The 17,674-nt window shown below is 59.4% G+C and carries 18 protein-coding genes; 3 read left to right on the top strand and 15 right to left on the bottom strand.

Annotated features, from left to right (window positions below; all coding sequences use genetic code 11):
* Positions 1 to 53: 53 nt before the first annotated feature.
* Positions 54 to 665 carry a MiaE family protein gene (locus ACYP2A_RS23045; protein ID WP_459748253.1) on the bottom strand — a complete coding sequence of 204 codons (612 nt, stop codon included), beginning with the start codon at positions 663 to 665 and terminating at the stop codon, positions 54 to 56.
* Positions 666 to 809: 144 nt separating this feature from the next.
* Positions 810 to 1,280 (bottom strand): DUF1289 domain-containing protein, encoded by a 471-nt coding sequence (locus ACYP2A_RS23040; RefSeq protein WP_459748252.1) that lies wholly within the window; start codon positions 1,278 to 1,280, stop codon positions 810 to 812.
* A 406-nt stretch (positions 1,281 to 1,686) separates the two neighbouring features.
* On the opposite strand from ACYP2A_RS23040, the gene acnB reads away from it, so the two are divergent.
* Entirely contained in the window at positions 1,687 to 4,296 is a 2,610-nt protein-coding gene (acnB, locus tag ACYP2A_RS23035; RefSeq protein ID WP_459748251.1) for a bifunctional aconitate hydratase 2/2-methylisocitrate dehydratase, read from the top strand.
* 60 nt (positions 4,297 to 4,356) lie between these two features.
* Here the strand turns inward: acnB and ACYP2A_RS23030 are convergent, their stop codons facing one another.
* From ACYP2A_RS23030 to ACYP2A_RS23020, 3 genes are all read right to left on the bottom strand, one after another.
* On the bottom strand, positions 4,357 to 4,530 hold the full coding sequence (locus tag ACYP2A_RS23030) for a hypothetical protein (protein ID WP_459748250.1): 174 nt from the start codon (positions 4,528 to 4,530) through the stop codon (positions 4,357 to 4,359).
* A gap of 317 nt (positions 4,531 to 4,847) precedes the next feature.
* Positions 4,848 to 5,036 (bottom strand): hypothetical protein, encoded by a 189-nt coding sequence (locus ACYP2A_RS23025; protein ID WP_459748249.1) that lies wholly within the window; start codon positions 5,034 to 5,036, stop codon positions 4,848 to 4,850.
* A gap of 159 nt (positions 5,037 to 5,195) precedes the next feature.
* Positions 5,196 to 6,371 (bottom strand): lactonase family protein, encoded by a 1,176-nt coding sequence (locus ACYP2A_RS23020; protein ID WP_459748248.1) that lies wholly within the window; start codon positions 6,369 to 6,371, stop codon positions 5,196 to 5,198.
* A gap of 219 nt (positions 6,372 to 6,590) precedes the next feature.
* On the opposite strand from ACYP2A_RS23020, the gene ACYP2A_RS23015 reads away from it, so the two are divergent.
* Both ACYP2A_RS23015 and ACYP2A_RS23010 read left to right on the top strand, forming a co-directional pair.
* Positions 6,591 to 7,967, top strand: coding sequence for an AAA family ATPase (locus ACYP2A_RS23015; protein WP_459748247.1), 1,377 nt, complete (start codon positions 6,591 to 6,593; stop codon positions 7,965 to 7,967).
* Positions 7,964 to 8,689 (top strand): retron system putative HNH endonuclease, encoded by a 726-nt coding sequence (locus tag ACYP2A_RS23010; protein WP_459748246.1) that lies wholly within the window; start codon positions 7,964 to 7,966, stop codon positions 8,687 to 8,689. The genes ACYP2A_RS23015 and ACYP2A_RS23010 overlap by 4 nt, the downstream gene beginning before the upstream one ends.
* Before the next feature lie 32 nt (positions 8,690 to 8,721).
* On the opposite strand, the gene ACYP2A_RS23005 is transcribed toward ACYP2A_RS23010, so the two are convergent.
* From ACYP2A_RS23005 to ACYP2A_RS22960, 10 genes are all read right to left on the bottom strand, one after another.
* A complete protein-coding gene (locus ACYP2A_RS23005) occupies positions 8,722 to 9,258 on the bottom strand; it encodes a hypothetical protein (protein WP_459748245.1) in 537 nt (178 codons plus the stop codon).
* A gap of 237 nt (positions 9,259 to 9,495) precedes the next feature.
* Complete coding sequence (locus ACYP2A_RS23000; RefSeq protein ID WP_459748244.1) at positions 9,496 to 9,774, bottom strand: DUF5629 family protein; 279 nt, start codon at positions 9,772 to 9,774, stop codon at positions 9,496 to 9,498.
* Between the two features lie 44 nt (positions 9,775 to 9,818).
* The gene (locus ACYP2A_RS22995) at positions 9,819 to 12,212 is read right to left on the bottom strand and encodes an efflux RND transporter permease subunit (protein WP_459748243.1); all 2,394 of its coding nucleotides are present in this window, start codon (positions 12,210 to 12,212) and stop codon (positions 9,819 to 9,821) included.
* 23 nt (positions 12,213 to 12,235) lie between these two features.
* On the bottom strand, positions 12,236 to 13,222 hold the full coding sequence (locus ACYP2A_RS22990; protein ID WP_459748242.1) for a WD40/YVTN/BNR-like repeat-containing protein: 987 nt from the start codon (positions 13,220 to 13,222) through the stop codon (positions 12,236 to 12,238).
* A gap of 105 nt (positions 13,223 to 13,327) precedes the next feature.
* Positions 13,328 to 14,485, bottom strand: a complete 1,158-nt coding sequence (locus ACYP2A_RS22985; RefSeq protein WP_459748241.1) for a glutathionylspermidine synthase family protein — start codon at positions 14,483 to 14,485, stop codon at positions 13,328 to 13,330.
* 9 nt (positions 14,486 to 14,494) lie between these two features.
* The gene (locus tag ACYP2A_RS22980; RefSeq protein ID WP_459748240.1) at positions 14,495 to 15,226 is read right to left on the bottom strand and encodes a DUF1190 domain-containing protein; all 732 of its coding nucleotides are present in this window, start codon (positions 15,224 to 15,226) and stop codon (positions 14,495 to 14,497) included.
* Positions 15,227 to 15,241: 15 nt separating this feature from the next.
* Entirely contained in the window at positions 15,242 to 15,667 is a 426-nt protein-coding gene (locus tag ACYP2A_RS22975; protein WP_459748239.1) for a DUF350 domain-containing protein, read from the bottom strand.
* Between the two features lie 29 nt (positions 15,668 to 15,696).
* Positions 15,697 to 16,359: a DUF2491 family protein gene (locus tag ACYP2A_RS22970; RefSeq protein ID WP_459748238.1), complete on the bottom strand. Its 663-nt coding sequence runs from the start codon at positions 16,357 to 16,359 to the stop codon at positions 15,697 to 15,699.
* 39 nt (positions 16,360 to 16,398) lie between these two features.
* Positions 16,399 to 16,947 carry a rhomboid family intramembrane serine protease gene (locus ACYP2A_RS22965; RefSeq protein WP_459748237.1) on the bottom strand — a complete coding sequence of 183 codons (549 nt, stop codon included), beginning with the start codon at positions 16,945 to 16,947 and terminating at the stop codon, positions 16,399 to 16,401.
* A complete protein-coding gene (locus tag ACYP2A_RS22960; RefSeq protein WP_459748236.1) occupies positions 16,948 to 17,652 on the bottom strand; it encodes a PspA/IM30 family protein in 705 nt (234 codons plus the stop codon).
* Positions 17,653 to 17,674: the final 22 nt, after the last annotated feature.

The following is a 17,674-nucleotide window of genomic DNA, read 5'->3' as shown; positions in this document are numbered from 1 at the left end:
AATAAAAACACGACCGGCGGCGAGGCGGTCGTTTCTGGCTGAATCAGAGGGGGTTATGCGGCAGCCGGCACACCGCTGTGGAAGCGGAAATCTTCATCCGGGCTTTCGATCAGCTCGCGCTCGGCCTGGCGAATCTCTTCGATCTTGGCATCGACATCGGCTTTTTCGCCGTAGGCATAGGCCAGCTTCAGGTAATCCTGAAAATGCCGGGACTCGGACTTGAGCAGGCTGGCGTAGAACTTCGACAGCTCTTCGTCCAGGTGCGGCACCAACGCTGCAAAACGCTCGCACGAACGCGCCTCGACGATTGCACCGACAATCAGTGCATCGGTCAGCCGGTAGGGGTTGTGATTGCGCACCCGCTTGCGCAAAGCCCCGGCATAGCGCGCCGAGCTGATGTTGGCCATGGGAATGTTGCGCTTGCGGATCAGGCTGATGACCTGCTCGAAATGGCGCAGTTCTTCACGCGCCAGGCGTGACATCTTGGCCTGCAGATCGAACTTGTCGTTGTACTGGAACATGAACTGGAACGCCGCGCCGGCCGCTTTCTTCTCGTTGTTGGCGTGGTCGATCAGCAGGATATCCAGATTGCGCAGCGCCGCCTGCACCCAGGCATCGGGGGTGCGGCACAGCAGAAAGGCTTCGATTTCAGGGATCGGGTACATAGGCTCACGAGGACGGCTGGGCAAAGCGGCGTATTATACGAGCGGCAGGCACCGCTCGCGACACAAAAACGCTGATCCGGGTCAAGCCGTCAGGAAAGCGGTGCTGCTCATTTGCGTTGATGCCATTTGCCGGAGTGCGCCAGGTCAGTTACCCAATGCATCACGCAAAAAGGACGGGGCGATGTAGCGGTCGTAGTGCGCGTCCGATAACAGGAAAAACTCGCGGTCGATGGCGTCGCGCAACTCCGGCAGGCCCCAGTCGCGAAACTCCGGCAGCAGCACGAAACCATAGGCTTCGACCTGGTTGATCACCCGCGCACCACGGGCGATCAACTGGTAGGCCCAGCAATATTCGGACTGGTGCGCGACAAAACGGATCTTGCGCTGGATCAATTGCCCGCGCAGTTTTTCGGCATCGAACACTTCGAGCTTGGCGGTCATGACCTGCACCAGCAACTGCTCCAGGCGCATCCACACGGCACGCTTTTCGTCTTCGTTGTAAGCATTCCAGTTGACGATTTCATGGTGAAAACGCTTGCAACCCCGGCACACACGATCGCCAAAGACCGTCGAACACAGGCCTATGCAAGGCGTTTTGATGATTTGATCAGGCATGAGCGGCAGGCAGCAACTGGTGGAACGAGGCGCCATGTTAGCCCTTTGTCTAACCAGGGTCACCCCAGAAGATGTAGGGCCTAACTTACCTTTGCCGAAGTTTTGCCGTAGAATCATCGGGCCTTTTAAGGCGCCAATGTCCGTCGGAAGCTGTTTTCAAAGCGTCACGAGCACAGTCAAGTTTTCCAGCCGTCCGGTGTCGGCCCGGCCATTCCCTCATCACGAATGGCCGACCGACTGTCCCACCCAGCCGTTCAGCAGGCGTAAAACTTTGAAAACAGCTTCGTAAGGAATTGCCGCTACCCTGGCCAGGGTGCTCAAAAAGCACTCACATGCGCAGGCTACGGAAAATTTCTGGATGAGCGTCCCGGACACCCTATTTGGGACCACTGATGAGGGTAATACTGTGCTTGAAGCCTACCGTAAACATATCGAAGAGCGTGCCGCCCAGGGCATCGTGCCCCAGCCGCTTAACGCCGAACAAACCGCAGGCCTGGTCGAGCTGCTGAAGAATCCCCCGGCTGGCGAAGAAGCTTTCCTTGTCGACCTGATCACCAACCGCGTTCCACCAGGCGTTGACGAAGCTGCCTACGTCAAGGCCGGTTTCCTGTCGGCTCTGGCCAAGGGCGAAGCCACCTCGCCACTGATCGACAAAAAACGCGCCACCGAACTGCTGGGCACCATGCAGGGCGGCTACAACATTGCCACCCTGGTCGAACTGCTCGACGACGCCGACCTGAGTGCTGTCGCTGCCGAACAGCTCAAGCACACCCTGCTGATGTTCGATGCCTTCCACGATGTGGCTGAAAAAGCCAAGGCCGGCAACGCCAATGCCAAGGCCGTACTGCAATCGTGGGCCGATGGCGAGTGGTTCAAGAAGCGCCCGACCCTGGCCGACAAGATCAGCCTGCGCGTATTCAAGGTCACCGGCGAAACCAACACCGATGACTTGTCGCCTGCGCCCGACGCCTGGTCGCGCCCGGACATCCCGTTGCATGCACTGGCCATGCTGAAAATGGCCCGTGAAGGCATCGTACCTGACGCGCAAGGCTCCATCGGCCCGATGAAGCAGATCGCCCAGATGTACGGCGATGGCTTTCCGGTCGCTTACGTAGGTGACGTAGTCGGTACCGGCTCCTCGCGTAAATCGGCAACCAACTCCGTGCTGTGGTTCTTCGGCGACGACATTCCGTACGTGCCGAACAAGCGTGCCGGCGGTTTCTGCTTCGGCACCAAGATCGCGCCGATTTTCTACAACACCATGGAAGACGCCGGCGCCCTGCCGATTGAATTCGATGTCTCGAACATCAACATGGGTGACGTGATCGACCTGTACCCGCATCAGGGCAAGGTCTGCAAGCACGACAGCGAAGAAGTCATCACCACCTTCGAACTCAAGACCCCTGTATTGCTGGACGAAGTCCGCGCCGGTGGCCGTATTCCGCTGATCGTCGGCCGTGGCCTGACCGAAAAGGCCCGTGCCGAACTGGGCCTGGGCCCGACCGACCTGTTCAAGCTGCCTGAAGCGCCGGTCGACACCGGCAAGGGTTACACCCTGGCGCAGAAGATGGTCGGCAAGGCGTGCGGCCTGCCCGAAGGCAAAGGCGTGCGCCCGGGCACTTACTGCGAACCGAAGATGACCACCGTCGGTTCTCAGGACACCACCGGCCCGATGACCCGCGACGAACTCAAGGACCTGGCGTGCCTGGGCTTCTCCGCCGATCTGGTCATGCAGTCGTTCTGCCACACTGCGGCTTATCCAAAGCCGATCGACGTCACCACCCACCACACCCTGCCGGATTTCATCCGCACCCGTGGCGGCGTGTCCCTGCGTCCTGGCGACGGCATCATCCACAGCTGGCTGAACCGCATGCTGCTGCCTGACACTGTCGGCACTGGCGGCGACTCGCACACCCGCTTCCCGATCGGCATTTCCTTCCCGGCCGGTTCTGGCCTGGTCGCCTTCGCCGCCGCCACCGGCGTGATGCCGCTGGACATGCCCGAGTCGATCCTGGTGCGCTTCAAAGGCAAGATGCAACCCGGTATCACCCTGCGTGATCTGGTCCATGCCATCCCTTACGTCGCCATCCAGAAGGGTCTGCTGACTGTCGAGAAGAAAGGCAAGATCAACGCCTTCTCGGGTCGCATCCTGGAAATCGAAGGTCTGGACGAACTGACGGTCGAGCAAGCATTCGAACTGTCCGACGCCTCGGCCGAGCGCTCCGCTGCCGGTTGCACCATCAAGCTGCCGGAAAAACCGATTGCCGAGTACCTGCAATCGAACATCACCCTGCTGCGCTGGATGATCAGCGAAGGCTACGGCGATGTGCGGACCATGGAGCGTCGTGCGCAGGCGATGGAAGCCTGGATTGCCAACCCGCAACTGCTGGCTGCCGACCCGGACGCCGAATACGCCGAGATCATCGAGATCGACCTGGCGGACATCAAGGAGCCTGTGCTCTGCGCCCCGAACGATCCGGATGACGCCCGCCTGCTCTCCTCCGTACAGGGCGAGAAGATCGACGAAGTGTTCATCGGTTCGTGCATGACCAACATCGGTCACTTCCGTGCAGCGGGCAAGTTGCTGGACAAGGTCAAAGGCCAGTTGCCAACTCGTCTGTGGCTGTCGCCGCCGACCAAGATGGACGCTCACCAGCTGACCGAAGAAGGCTACTACGGCATCTACGGCAAGGCCGGCGCGCGCATGGAAATGCCGGGCTGCTCGCTGTGCATGGGTAACCAGGCACGTGTAGAGCCGAACTCTACCGTGGTCTCGACCTCGACCCGTAACTTCCCGAACCGTCTGGGCGACGGCGCCAATGTCTACCTGGCTTCGGCCGAGCTGGCATCGGTTGCCTCGATCCTGGGTCGCCTGCCGACCGTCGAGGAGTACATGGAATACGCCAAGCAGATCGACACCATGGCAGCGGACGTGTATCGCTACCTGAGTTTCGACCAGATTGCCGAATTCCGTGAAGCGGCAGCCAACGCCAACATCCCGGTCGTTCAAGCTTGATCGACTGACCCGGCGTAATAAAAAACCCCGCACTCGTGCGGGGTTTTTTATGGGTGCCGATCAGGAAGCATGCTGTGCCGTTGCCGGTTCTGCGCTGTGTACCACGACGGGCGCCTGCGACGGGCTCAAGGTCGGGTTCATGCTGGTCACCGTGACCACGGCAATGAACACCACGTACAAGGCAATGGCAATCCAGGCGCCTTGTTTGATCGAATGAAGCAGTGCAGTGGCCATGTTTGAGTTCCTCGTCTTTCTGTGGCACCAGAGTGCTTGAAAGGTTGATCCATGAGAAAGCATGTCTTTGCATACCAGCGATCACTAGTATTGATGCCTGAAAAACCTGAACGTTTAATCTTTCGTTCGCACAAAAAAACATCCCCGCCAGAGAGTACCCTGCGGGGATGACGAAAATAAGGGTGTTTCTGAAAACAGAGGCGAAGCTTTCGCGAGCAGGCTGGCCGACGAGGTCTGCGTTGTCTGCCGCGTAATGGACAGGGGTCGCCAGGAAAGTGGGCTAACAGGCTCGCGAAAGCTTCATTGTCAACGGTGCTTCATTTAACGCTCTTGTGATCCAGCGCCGCATAGAAGTTGGCGCTTTGTTGCAGGTATTGCGGGGTGTAGCTCTGGGTCTGGGAGGCGTGCAGTCTTTTTTCGGCAACTTCCGAACTGGCGCTGGCAGGCAGCGCGACGGTGGCAGAGATGGCCGATGCGGCAATGATGGAAAACATATTGAAGTTCATGGGTAATTCCTCGGAAGTGGTTTCAGGTTCCGGACCGTGTTGGCCATGGATCAAACTTACTCCCGAGGCGGTTGTTGCAAAAATCTTTTGTGGCACTAGCTTCTATCAGTGCGATTGATAGTAAGCCCAGGCCCCGTAACACGCGGGCCAGAGCCGTTATCACTTGGCAGCCGGCAGAAATACCAGGGAAGAAGGCGAGTCGAAATCCAGCACCTGGACGATATCGCCCAACCGGCCGGTCTGCGGATCGCGGCGCAGGGTGACGATCTGATTGCTCTTCTGGTTGGCGATCAACAGAAACCGGCCGCTGGGGTCGATACTGAACTCGCGCGGCTCACGCCCCTCCACCGAACGCCGCTGGACTTCCTTGAGTGTGCCGTTGGCCGCATCGATGCTGAACACCAGCAACTGATTGGCATCGCCGCGATTGGCCACATACAGAAAGCGCCCGTCTGGCGATGCATGCAGGCCGCTGGCGCCGTGGCTTTGCTGCACACCGGCGGTTTTCAGGTCGACCAGCTGGGTTCGCCGAAATACACCGTTCTGATAATCGAACACCGCCACTTGCGCAGACATTTCCAGGGTCAGCCAGGCATGCCGGCCATCCTGACTGAAGAGCAAATGCCGTGGCCCGCTGCCCTTGGGTAACACCACTTCAGGCGCCGGAGCGCGTTCGAGCGGTTGGGCACGGTCGCTGTGATAGCGGTAAACATACAAGCGGTCAGCCCCCAGATCTGCGGCCATCACGTAGCGGCCATCCGGGCTTGGCACCACCGCGTGCACATGCGACGAACCCTGACGTTCACGGTTGACCTTGCTCGGCGGGTTAGGGCCCAGTGTCTGCACCACATCACCGAGTTGCCCGCCCTCGCCGACCGGCACCACTGCCAGCAGGCCGCCTGGCGTGGACTGCACCGCGTAATTGGCGACAAACAGAAAGCGCTGATCGAGGCTCAGGCTTGAATGAGTCGGCTCGTCGCTCTGGCTGGCGACCTGATTGATCGCGGTGAGCGCTCGCGTGGCCGGATCGATCAAGTAACTGCTGACCTTGCCCCGCTCATCCCGCTGCCCCGGCCCGTTTTCGTTGACCGCAAACAGGTAATTACCCTCACGCGACACGGTCAGCCAGGACGGGTTATCGGCCTGTACGATCTGTCGCGGCTTGATCTCGATCAGCCCGGTCTGGCTGTCGAAGCCCATGCGGTAAATGCCCTGACTGGCGCCCTGAGTGTAGGTGCCGACCAGTAAATCTGAATCTGACATGCCTTGAGCCTGTATCGAAACGCTGCCTAATGCACTGGCCAATGCCAGCCCGGTGATGAATGAGCGGATCATGATAGCCTCCTTTGATTGTTGGTTTTTCATTGCATGGCGTTCAAGCTTCAACGTGAGACAACACCAATCCGGCCAAGGTTTAGAAGGCCGAACGTTTGAAGCATCGGGTCATGACTTTGTCTGGCATTTTCGCGACTTGTATTTACTATGCTGTGCCAACCGCAACAGAAAGGCGCATGGTTTCATGCCTGAGCAATTGATCGTACCGAGGAACATGCCGTGAAGCTCGACAAGCTGCGGATCCGCAACTATCGCTGTTTCGACGAACTTGAGATCGATCTGCATCCCGATCTGACCGTGCTCATTGCCTCCAATGGTGGTGGCAAGACGACGATTCTGGACGCTGCCCGGGTGGCGTTATGGCCCTTTGTAAAAGGATTCGATCTGGGCAGCCAGACTGGAAAAGCAGCCACTATCCAGACTGAAGATGTGCGCCTCGCCCAGTTGAGCAGTGGCAATATGGAGCCTCAAAGCCCCTGCTCTATCGAAGCGTGGGGAGACTGGGGCAGTGGTGCCGGCCAGCATCACTGGCGACAGGAACGTGTGAGCCTTAAAAAATCCACCAACTCGCTCAGCGACAGCAACGCTAAAGCGCTGACAGCCTATGGCAAGCAGCTTCAAGACCAGGTGCGCAAGGACCAGCCAGTCATTCTGCCGATGGTGACTTACCTGGGCACCTCCAGGCTCTGGTTCGAGGGCCGGTTCAGTTCGGCTGCCGCGCAGACCACGCTGGATATCACCGAATACTCGCGAACCTCCGGCTATCTCAATTGCCTGGCTTATACATCCAGCTTCAAGACATTCACCGCATGGTATGGCTGGGTTTATCGCAGTTATCGTGAAATACAACTCATTGCCCTGGAAAAAGGCACTGAAATTTCCGAACCCGGCAAACACATCGCCCAGACCATTGCCGCCATCAAGACGGCTATAGACGCATTGCTCAAGGCATCTACGGGTTGGCACAGCCTTGAGTACAGCGCCAGTCACCGTCAGCAACTGGTCATGCACCATGCAGAGCAAGGCGTGCTACCTGTAGAAATGCTCAGCGACGGCCTGCGTAATGCGATTGCACTGGTTGCCGACATGGCCTTCCGTGCCTGCAAGCTCAACCCGCAACTGGGCGAGCAGGCGCCACTCAAGACACCCGGCGTGGCGCTGATCGATGAAGTGGACATGTTCCTTCACCCGGCATGGCAACAAACCATCGCTGGCGCGCTTCGCACCGCGTTTCCGGCCATGCAGTTCATTGTCACCACGCATAGTCCACAAGTGCTCAGTACCGTGCGCAAGGAAAATATCCGGGTCATTGGCAAGGATGCACAAGGCCGGCTAACCGCCTCTGCACCGTTGGCAATGACCTATGGAGAACCAAGTAACAGCGTGCTTCATAGCGTCATGCAGGTCGACCCTCAACCTCCTGTCGATGAAAAGCAGGATTTGCTGCAACTCACCGAATGGGTTGACAAGGGTCGCCACGATGATCCTGCCGCGCTTGAATTGATGCAGAAGCTGACCGACGCTCTGGGCATTCAACATCCGCAGCTCCAGCGCTTGAAACGCAGCATCACGCGGCAGAAGGCTCTGAAAAAATGAGGTCGATTCGCAAGGCAGGCAATGGTCCTTATCAACTTGAACGTTCACATGCCACCCCACCAACAACGTCTCAGGCAGCCTCCAGACGCTGGAGCAGCTTCAGCCACAAACAAGCCGTTTTGAATGCTTTACGTGAAGAGCAATACCATCTGTGTTGCTACAGCGAAATTCGCGCTGACCTGGAGGATCTGGGTTTTCATATCGAGCATGTCGAAAACAAAAGCCAGCGCCCGCAGCGAACATTTGAATACGCCAATCTGGCCGCGTGCGCTCTGGACAGTGCAAATGATCTGCAATCGTTCAAGGCACAACGCGCAGAGCTATTCGGCGGACATGCCAGCGGCAAGTCGAACACAGTCGATACGACTCGTTTTATTTCATGTCACCAAGCCGACAGCGCCCGCTATTTCACTTATCTATCCGATGGTCGTGTAGTGCCCGCTGACGGCTTGTCACCCTTGGATGCGGAGCGCGCCCGCTACACCATTGACCTGCTCAATCTGAACAGCCCTTACCTGCTCAACTTGCGTAAAAACTGGTGGGATGAACTGGACACCGAGTATGACCGGCACCTTCAGCAAGATATGGACCTGCATTGCCTTGCAGGCGTTGATCTTGTTCCAGTCAATGGCCGGTTAAGTCCTTTTTTCAGCATCACACGGCAATTTTTCGATTCAGTAGCTGAAGCAGTGATTGCACAAAACGCCGACGAACTGCTCTGACCTAAACCAACTGCAACCACTGCGGCTCAACACTACCCCTCAGGCCCCCGCGCCGTCGCCCCCTCCAGCGCCAGCGGCATCACATCCATGCTCGGAATCAACAGCGCCGCCAGCCCTCGATAATCCGGGCTGTATTGGCGGATCTGCGCCAACGGGTCAAGAGAAATACCGGTCAGCGCCAGCGCCACGACCAGGTGACCGATGGAGAAAGGTCGGCGCATGGGTTTGAGGCCTTTGCGCACCGCAGGCCATAGCAGCACCAGGCCGATCAGGAACCAGATAAACAGGCGCGGCATCAGTTGCTGACGGTCCAGGCCCACATCCCACAACGACCAGACCGTGCACAGTGACAAACACAGGGTGAACCACCAGATCGCCAGGCGCAGGGCCATCAGCAGCAGGATTCCGCATAACGCCAGACCCAACCCGGACAAAGGGTAGTAGAACGAGCTGCCGAGGCTGGCCAGTTTGTAGCCGGCGATCAGTTTGACCAGCCCCAACACCAGCAGTAACGCACCCAGAAAGGTCGGCAGCAGCCGCACGCGACTCAACGCACCGTGAGTAGACATTAACAATTCCCTGTTTTCTTGTTCGCTCGATTTCATGAAGCGCAGCAACCGGCCAAAGCCAGTGCATGAAACGTCGTTGCCCCGTGATCGAGGCAAGAAAAGGCAAGCACGTCCGTGTGTAGTGGCTGGAACGATTATCCAGGCACCCTACCGCCCGATGGCGACCCGCTGCGCAGCAGCAAGGTCGGCACGCCGGGCGAGTCTAGTGGTTGAGCAATAACAAAAGACTGATCTGGATCAATCCAGATCGGCATCCTCGTCATCGCTCGGACTGAAGGCGTCCAGGCAGACCACGCGGTGATCGGACTCACCGTCGTTGATCACCCAGCTTTGCAGCGACTCGTCGAAGGCTGCGGCCTGCACCTGTTCGGCGCTGAAGGTCCAGACCTTGCGGGCGCGACCATCCATGCATTCGATCTGCAGACCGTTTTCGAGGCTGAAACCGGAGGCATATAGCCCGTCGATTTCGAGCAGGGTGGTCGCTTGCAGGGTTTGCAGGAAGGTAGAGGTGGTCATGAGCACTCACGGGGTATCGGGAAAAAGGTCGCCATCATAGCCACTCAATGGGAAAACAGCGAATGGCCAACCTTGCCGGGCATCTTTTCCGGTTTGAGCAGATACCGCGCCAGTGCCGGCAACAGCCACAGCGCGCCGAACATGTTCCACAGCAGCATGAAGGTCAGCATCAGGCCCATGTCGGCCTGGAACTTGATGGCCGAGAAGATCCAGGTGCACACGCCAATCGCCAGGCACAAGCCGGTAAACAGCACCGCCTTGCCGGTGGACTTGAGGGTTTCGTAATAGGCCTCCTGCAACGGCAGCCCGGCACGCAGAAAGCTTTCGAGGCGGCTGTAGATATAAATGCCGTAATCGACGCCGATCCCCACGCCCAGAGCAATCACCGGCAAGGTCGCGACCTTGACGCCAATGCCCAGCAGCGCCATCAGCGCATTGCCGAGTACCGAGGTCAGCACCAGCGGCAAGACGATGCACAAGGTGGCCTCCCACGAACGGAAGGTGATCATGCACATACCGGCCACGCACAGGTAAACCAGCAGCAGAATCAGAAACTCCGATTGCTTGATCACCTGATTGGTCGCTGCCTCGATCCCGGCATTGCCAGCCGCCAGCAGAAATTGAAGCTGCGGGTCCTGGTGCTGATCGGCAAAGGCTTGCACCGCCTGCACCGCACGGTCCAGGGTTTCGGCCTTGTGGTCGTTGAGAAAGATCAGCAGCGGCGCCAGCGAGCAGTCGGTGTTGTACAGGCCTTCGGCGCGGGCAATCGAGCTGTTGAGCACATCCTTGTTACGCGACAGGGTCTCCCATTTCAGACTGCCCTCGTTCATGCCCTTGATCACCTGACGCGAGACGTTGACCAGCGACACCGTCGACTGCACGCCCGGGGTGTTTTCCATCTTCCACGCCAGCTCGCCCATCGCCTCCAGCGTCGTGTAGGCCGAGCAGCCTTCGGGCGGGGTCTTGACCATCACCACCAGCACGTCCGAGCTGGTCGAGTAATGCGCGATGATAAAGGCGTTGTCCTGGTTGTAGCGCGAGTCCGGGCGCAGCTCTGGCGCGCCTTGATCAAGATCGCCGATCTTCAGGTTCTGGCTGTACCAGAGCCCGCCGGCAAAGGCCAGCAAGGCCAGGAGCACAGAAACACGCGCCACGCCGGGACTGGCAAAGTTCGACAACAGGCGCCAGAACGGATGCTCCGACACTGCGTACTGCTTGCTGCGGCTGACCGCCTTGCGGCTGATGCCGACATAGGAAATCGCCACCGGCAGCAGAATCAGGTTGGTGAACACGATGACCGCGACGCCGATCGAAGCACCGATGGCCAGCTCGCGGATGACGCCGATGTCGATGATCAACAGGGTAATGAACCCCACCGCATCGGCCAGAATCGCAATCATGCCCGGCAGAAATAACTGGCGGAACGTGCGCCGCGCCGCGGTCAGGGCGTTGTCGGCTTCGCTCGATTGCAGGGCGATGCCGTTGATCTTCTGCACGCCATGAGAAATACCGATGGCAAAGATCAGAAACGGCACCAGCATCGAATACGGGTCGATACCAAAACCGACCACATGCATCAGGCCCAGTTGCCACAATACCGCAATCATCGTGGTACTGAGCACGGCGATGGTGCTGCGCACGCAGCGGGTGAACCAGATCAGCAGCACCAGGGTGATGACAAAGGCGATGGCGAAAAACGCCACGACCATGAACAGGCCATCGATCAGGTCGCCGACCTTCTTGGCAAAGCCGACGATATGCACCTTGATCTGCGGGTTTTGGGCCTGGTATTTGTCGCGGATCTTTTCTTCGAGCTGATGGGAGAACTGTTGGTAATCGAGCTTGAGCAAGGTGCCCTGATCGTTCGGGTCCGGGTAGGCTTCCAGCAACGGCATCTCGACGATGCTCGAGCGGAAATCGTTGGCCACCAGCCGCCCGACCTGCCCGGACTTGAGCACGTTATTGCGCAGCAGCTCCAGGCTGTCGTCGGAGCCGTCATAGGTCTTGGGAATCACCTCCCCGCCGGCAAAGCCCTCTTCGGTAACCTCGGTCCAGCGCACGCTGGGGCTCCACAGCGACTTGAGGCCCGAGCGGTCGACGCCAGGAATGTAAAACGCCTCGTCATGAATGCTGCGCAGGGTGTCCATGTACGCCCGCGAGAAAATATCGCCCTCGGTGGCCTCCACCGAGATACGCACGGTATTGCCCAGATTGCCCAGGTCATTACGGTGCGCCAGCATGTTCTGAATGTAGGGGTGCGCGAGCGGGATCATCTTCTCGAAACTGGTCGAGGGCCGAACCTGCAAGGCTTGCCAGAACAGCACCAGACTGGCCAGCAGACAAAGCACGATCACGGTGGGGCGATTATTGAAGATCAGGCGCTCAAGCAACGTGGCCTGTTCATCGGACTGCTGCCGGGAATGCGTAGACTCGCTCATGCCTGCCATCCTTGTTCGCGTTCTTATTGTGGTGTGGCACCGTTGGCCAGGCCTGAGCGTACGCCGCCCTGCCCGACCAGAATCAGTTGACCCTGGGCATTGCCGGTCACGCTGGACAGGGCAATGCGGTCAGGGCGATTGAACACTTTGAAACTGTGGCCATCGTCCTGGCTGCGCAGCACACTGCCGCCGTTGCCGACCAGCACCAGCGAACCATCGGCCAGCAAATCTGCGCCGGTCAGGCTGGCTTCCAGCGGCCCGCGCCCGGCCTGTAGCTCGATGCGGCTCCAGGTGTCGCCAAAGTCGCTGGAACGCAGCAGATTGCCGCGCAGCCCATAGACCAGCAGCGTTTGCGGGCTGGAGGTGCCGATCACGCCGAACAATGAGCCCTGATAAGGACTTTGCAGTTTTTCCCAACTGACACCGTTATCGCGCGAGCGGTACATGCCGCCCGCTTCGCCGACGATAAACAGGCCGGCATCACGCACGGCAGCGATGGCATTGAGGTGGTACTGGTCTTCGTTGTCCAGGCGCTCGCTGACATCACTCCAGTGCTTGCCGCCATCGACCGTGGTCAACAAGGCCCCATAGGCGCCAACGGCAAAGCCGGTGTTCAGGTCCTGAAACCAGACATCCAGCAACGGCGCCTCACGGCTCAGGTCTTCGAACTGTTTGTTCCAGCTCTGGCCACCGTCGCTGCTGGCGAGAATCTGTGCATCATGGCCCACCGCCCAGCCATGCTGCTGATCGACGAAATACACCGCAGTGAGTAACTGACGCGTCGGCACCTTGGCTTGTTGCCAGTGCTGGCCCTGATCGTCGGAATAAAGGATATGGCCGTGGTCACCCACCACGACCAGTCGGGAGCCGGCCTGGGCGACATCCAGCAGCAGGGTGTTGGCGGCTTTGCTCGATTCGATGGACCAGGTTTCAGATTCGGCGGCACTGAGTAATCCAGGCGCCAGACAGACAACGAACAGACAGATACACCGCCGCAAAGCATCGCTCATGGACCACTCCCTGTTGTTGTTCTGATACCGGACACGCCGGAGCAAGCACGAGTGTAGCCGGGATGAACGGTATGCAACGGCCAAATCCAGGGGCAAACCCGCCGCTTAATCTATTACAACATGTGGCAAAAAGCGGCTGCTGTCCTTGGTGATCAGACTGTCGTCTTCGCGGATACCGATTCCTGATGCCATATCGCCCATCACCCATGAACCCACCAGTGTATAGCTCTCACCAAACCGGGGCAGCGGCGAGTACGCCTGCAGGATGTAGGGCGCGTCGGTGTACGGCCCGTCTTCGGCAATCACTTCGTCGCCCGGCGTGCGGATCTCGATGTTGGCGCCTTCGCGGGAGAAAAACGGTTTGCGCACCCAGCCCTTGGGCACCGCGCGTGTCGGGTTTGCGTCGACAAACGATTCCAGCAGGTTGGGATGGCCTTCATTGAACTGCCACAGCAACGGCAAAATGCCCTTGTTGCTCAAGATGGCCTTCCAGGCCGGCTCGACAAAGCGTGTGCCGCTGGCAGCGACATGCTGGCCGAAGGGCTCGTGGAAGATATGCTCCCACGCATGCAGCTTGAACAGGCGCTCGATCGGGCGGCCTTGCAGGTCGACGAAGCGACCCTGGCTGTCCAGACCAATGTCTTCGACATCGATGTGCCGGGTGTCGATGCTGGCATGCGCGGCCATGCGCCGCATGAATTCGGTGGTGCCACGATCTTCGGCAGAACCTGACATCGCGGAGAAGTAAAACGGTGCCGGACCCTTGAACGGCTCGAGCGCCGTGACCAGATCTTCGGCGATGGCATTGAACTGGCTGGCATGCGCCGGCAACACACCGCGCTCGATCTGTTCGTCCAGCCACAGCAATTGAAAGGCGGCAGCCTCCATCAGGCTGGTGGGCGTGTCGGCGTTGATTTCATACATCTTCGCCGGCCCCATGCCGTCATAGGCAAAATCGAAGCGGGCGTAAAGATGGCGGTGGCCGTCTTTCCACGAGCGGCGGATCAGATCGTAGAAGGCCTCGGGAATCGCCAGTTGCCGTAGCAGCGCCTCGCTGTCGACCACCCGCGCGACCGCATCCAGGCACATCTGGTGCAGCTCCTGGGTCGGCGCCTCAAGGTCACGGGTGATCTGCTGTTCATTGAACTGGTAGTAATGGCGCTCGTCCCAATAGCGCTCGCCGTCGATGGTGTGAAAGTCAAAACCTTCACGTTCGGCGGTGGCACGCCAGTCGGGACGCTCTTCGATGCTGATCCGCTTCATACGCTGCCCTTAACCGCCGAAACTGGAACGGCTGCTGCTACTGCTCTTGCCGCCCCAGCCGCTGCGTGCCGTGGCCTGGCTGCCGAAGCCGCCGCGCGACACGGTCGACGACACCGACGAGCCGCCACCGAGGTTACGGCCCAGGGTCGACTTGTTGTAGGTCTTTTCAGTGCTGTAGCGGGCTTGAGTCGAGCGGCTGAAGGTCTTGCCGCGGTCAATGTGCGTGTACAGCGACGAGTTGTAATAACCGCCGCGATCATCGCGCCCCATGTACACCGGTTGCGCGTAATAACGGCTGTTGTTGCCGAAGCCGTTGCTGAGCAGATGGCCGATCAACAGGCCGGTGAGCAGATTGCTGGTGGCGCCGCTGTTGGCCTGGGCAATCTGCTGATTGGCCTGGTCCAGCGTCTGTTGCGGTACGTTGCCGGCGAACGACAACTCGAAACCGCCCAGTTTCGGCGTGTATTTGCCGTCGGAGTTGACCTGGCAGTAGTCAGCGACGAAATCGGCATCGCAGGAGGCCTTGTCATCGTAGACCGGCGCGATGCGGCGGTGGTCGGCCAGGGCTTCCATGTAGGCGTCGGAACAGACGTCCACCGGCACCTTGGCCTCGGAGCATTCCTGCACCGAATTGAATGTGGTCTTGGCGGTGAAATTCGGCTTTTCGTCCGAGTCGCCGCAGGCACTGAGCGCCAGCGGCAGCGCGCTGACCAGCACGAGTTTGGCTGAACTGCGTCTCATGGTGATCTCCCTGACTCAGACCGAAGGCGTCATGCACGCCGCATTGAGCATGCCGACGCTGATGGCCACGCTGGCCGCGTAGATCGCTGCGGCCATTTCGCCCTTGGCAATCCGCACCGACAGGCCCTTGAGCACCAGGCTGGTAGCACCGAAAGCCAGCAGCTGGACCACGGCGGCAATCAGCGCCCAGACCACGACATCGAGGATGTTGATGCTGTAGGCAATGACATTGCTGGCCGGCAAGGCGAAACCGATCAGCGAACCGCCCAGCGCCAGCGCTGCTGCGCTGTTGTTGTCGCGAATCAGGGCGAATTCCTTGTGCGGCGTGACCCGGCTGTAGATGAACTGAAACACCGCAAACAGCAGGGCCGCTACCAGGATGTAGAGGATGAAGCCCAGGACCGCCGGGGCATTGAGCGACAATTGCAGCGCGTCGAGCATGAAGATTTCCTTTTCTTTTAAGGCCGTTTTTATAGAACAGTGATATCGGTGGATTGCAGCGTGACGCCCACCGCCGTGGTCAGGCTGATATTGCCCTCCTCGTCCTCTTCGACCGAGAACAGCAGAAACTCGCGGCGATCGATCAACCCGGTTTCACGGGCGTACAACATGCTCAGGTGCTTGACGCGGTAAGCGCTGTCGGGGCTGACCACCTGTTCGTCCATGGGCGTGAGTTCGGTCTGGCCGGTCTCGGTGCCCCACTGGCGCTCGAAGACTTCGCCCTCGTGCTCGAAGGTCGGCAGGCCGATTTTCGAGGCCGGGCCGGTCAGGCGCAACAGCTCGTCGCGGCTGTTGATCGGCGTGGCGCTGTAGTAGCCGAACAGGATGATGTCCTGAATATCTTCGGCCAGCGGCCCGTTGCTGAGCACCTGGAGAAAATAGTCTTCGTCATCCAGATAGAAACGCCGCAAGACCATGGCCTGGCCCAGATCGATCTCGCCCACGGCCCAGACCTTCTCGTCACCGGGCAGCTCGACCTGCGAATGGCCGTCCAGCAGGAGTTTGAGCGAGGAATCCAGGCACAGCATATTGCCGCTGCGCAATCCCAGAGGGCTGGAGGCAGTCGCCGAACCTGCCTGCTTGCCTGAGGGTTTGGGCGCTTCCAGGCCCATTACCCGTTTGAACCAACTCATCGCACCGCTCCTTGAGACATTTGAAGGAAACGCTTGAAATTAACCCTGTTCGCCTTTGGCATGCATCAATCGGGCGACGATCACACCGGCCACTGCACCGGCGATGTGCGACTCGAACGACACGCCGGGCATGGGCACAAAACCCATGATCAGACCGCTGTAGGCGACCAATGTCACCAGCGCCACCAGCAGGCTGGCGAAACTGCGCTGATACCAGACCCGGGCCAGCAAATACGCCCACAAGCCGAAGATCAGACCACTGGCGCCAACATGCAGGCTGGTGCGCCCGAACAGCCAGACCAGCCCGCCGCCCAGCAGACACACCAGCGCCACCACCCACGCATAACGCTTGACGCCTTCGGTCGCCACCAGCCAGCTGAGCACCATGAACGGCAACAGGTTGCTGAGCAAATGCGCGAACGAGCCATGCAACAGCGGCGCAAACACCAGACCCTGCAAGCCCCACAACGTGCGCGGCAAGATACCGTGCTGGACCAGGCTGTAGCCGCTGAACGCATTGACCAGTTGTACCCCGACCATCAACAGCGACAGGCCGAGGATCAGGCGAAAGCGTATCGAGAGTGCCAATTATTGCGGGGTCTGGCTTTTAGCCTTTAACCGCGCCAGCACGTCATCGGCACCGCCGCTGCGCGCACCGATGCCGGCGTCTTGCAGGCGACGCTCAAGGTCACCGCCGCTGGACTGATTGGCCAGTTCTTCAGCCGCTTCCAGCTTGGCGTCCTGCTCATCCTGACGTTGCTTGAGCCGCGCCAGCGAACCGACGGCGGTTTCGACCGCACCATTGGCGCCGCCAGTGGCATTGGCTGTGGCAACGCGGGCGCGTTGTACGGTTTCGCGCGCCTTGGCCATTTCGACCTGCTGCTTGAGACCGCGAATCCGCGCTTCAGCCTTGACCACCTGCTCTTGCAACAGAGCGACCTGCTTGCCGAACTGGTCGGCCAGTGCCTTCTCCTGATCGCGCAGGGCTTCGATTTCGGCGATCTTGGCCGCACATTCGCCGGCCAGGCCTTCTTCACCCTTGTTCAGGGCCTGCAAGGCGCGGTTTTCCCAGTTGGTGATGTTGCTGTTGTGCTCGTCAAGGCGCTGGGTCGACAGCTTGTGCTTGGCCTTGATGCCGATCAGGCCTTCGCGGGCCTTGACCAGGGCGCTGTCGGCGTCACGGATTTCCTGATCGAGAATGCGCAGGGCGTTGGCATCGATGACTGCCTCGCCGACTTCAGAGGCACCACCACGGACGGCAGTGACCAGTTTTTTCCAGATGCTTGTGCTCATGTAGGTGTTTCTCCAGAACGGC

It is taken from the genome of Pseudomonas sp. 3A(2025), assembly GCF_054589175.1.
The sequence above is the reverse complement of the archived record's forward strand: the minus strand, read 5'-3'. Positions and strand labels throughout refer to the sequence as shown.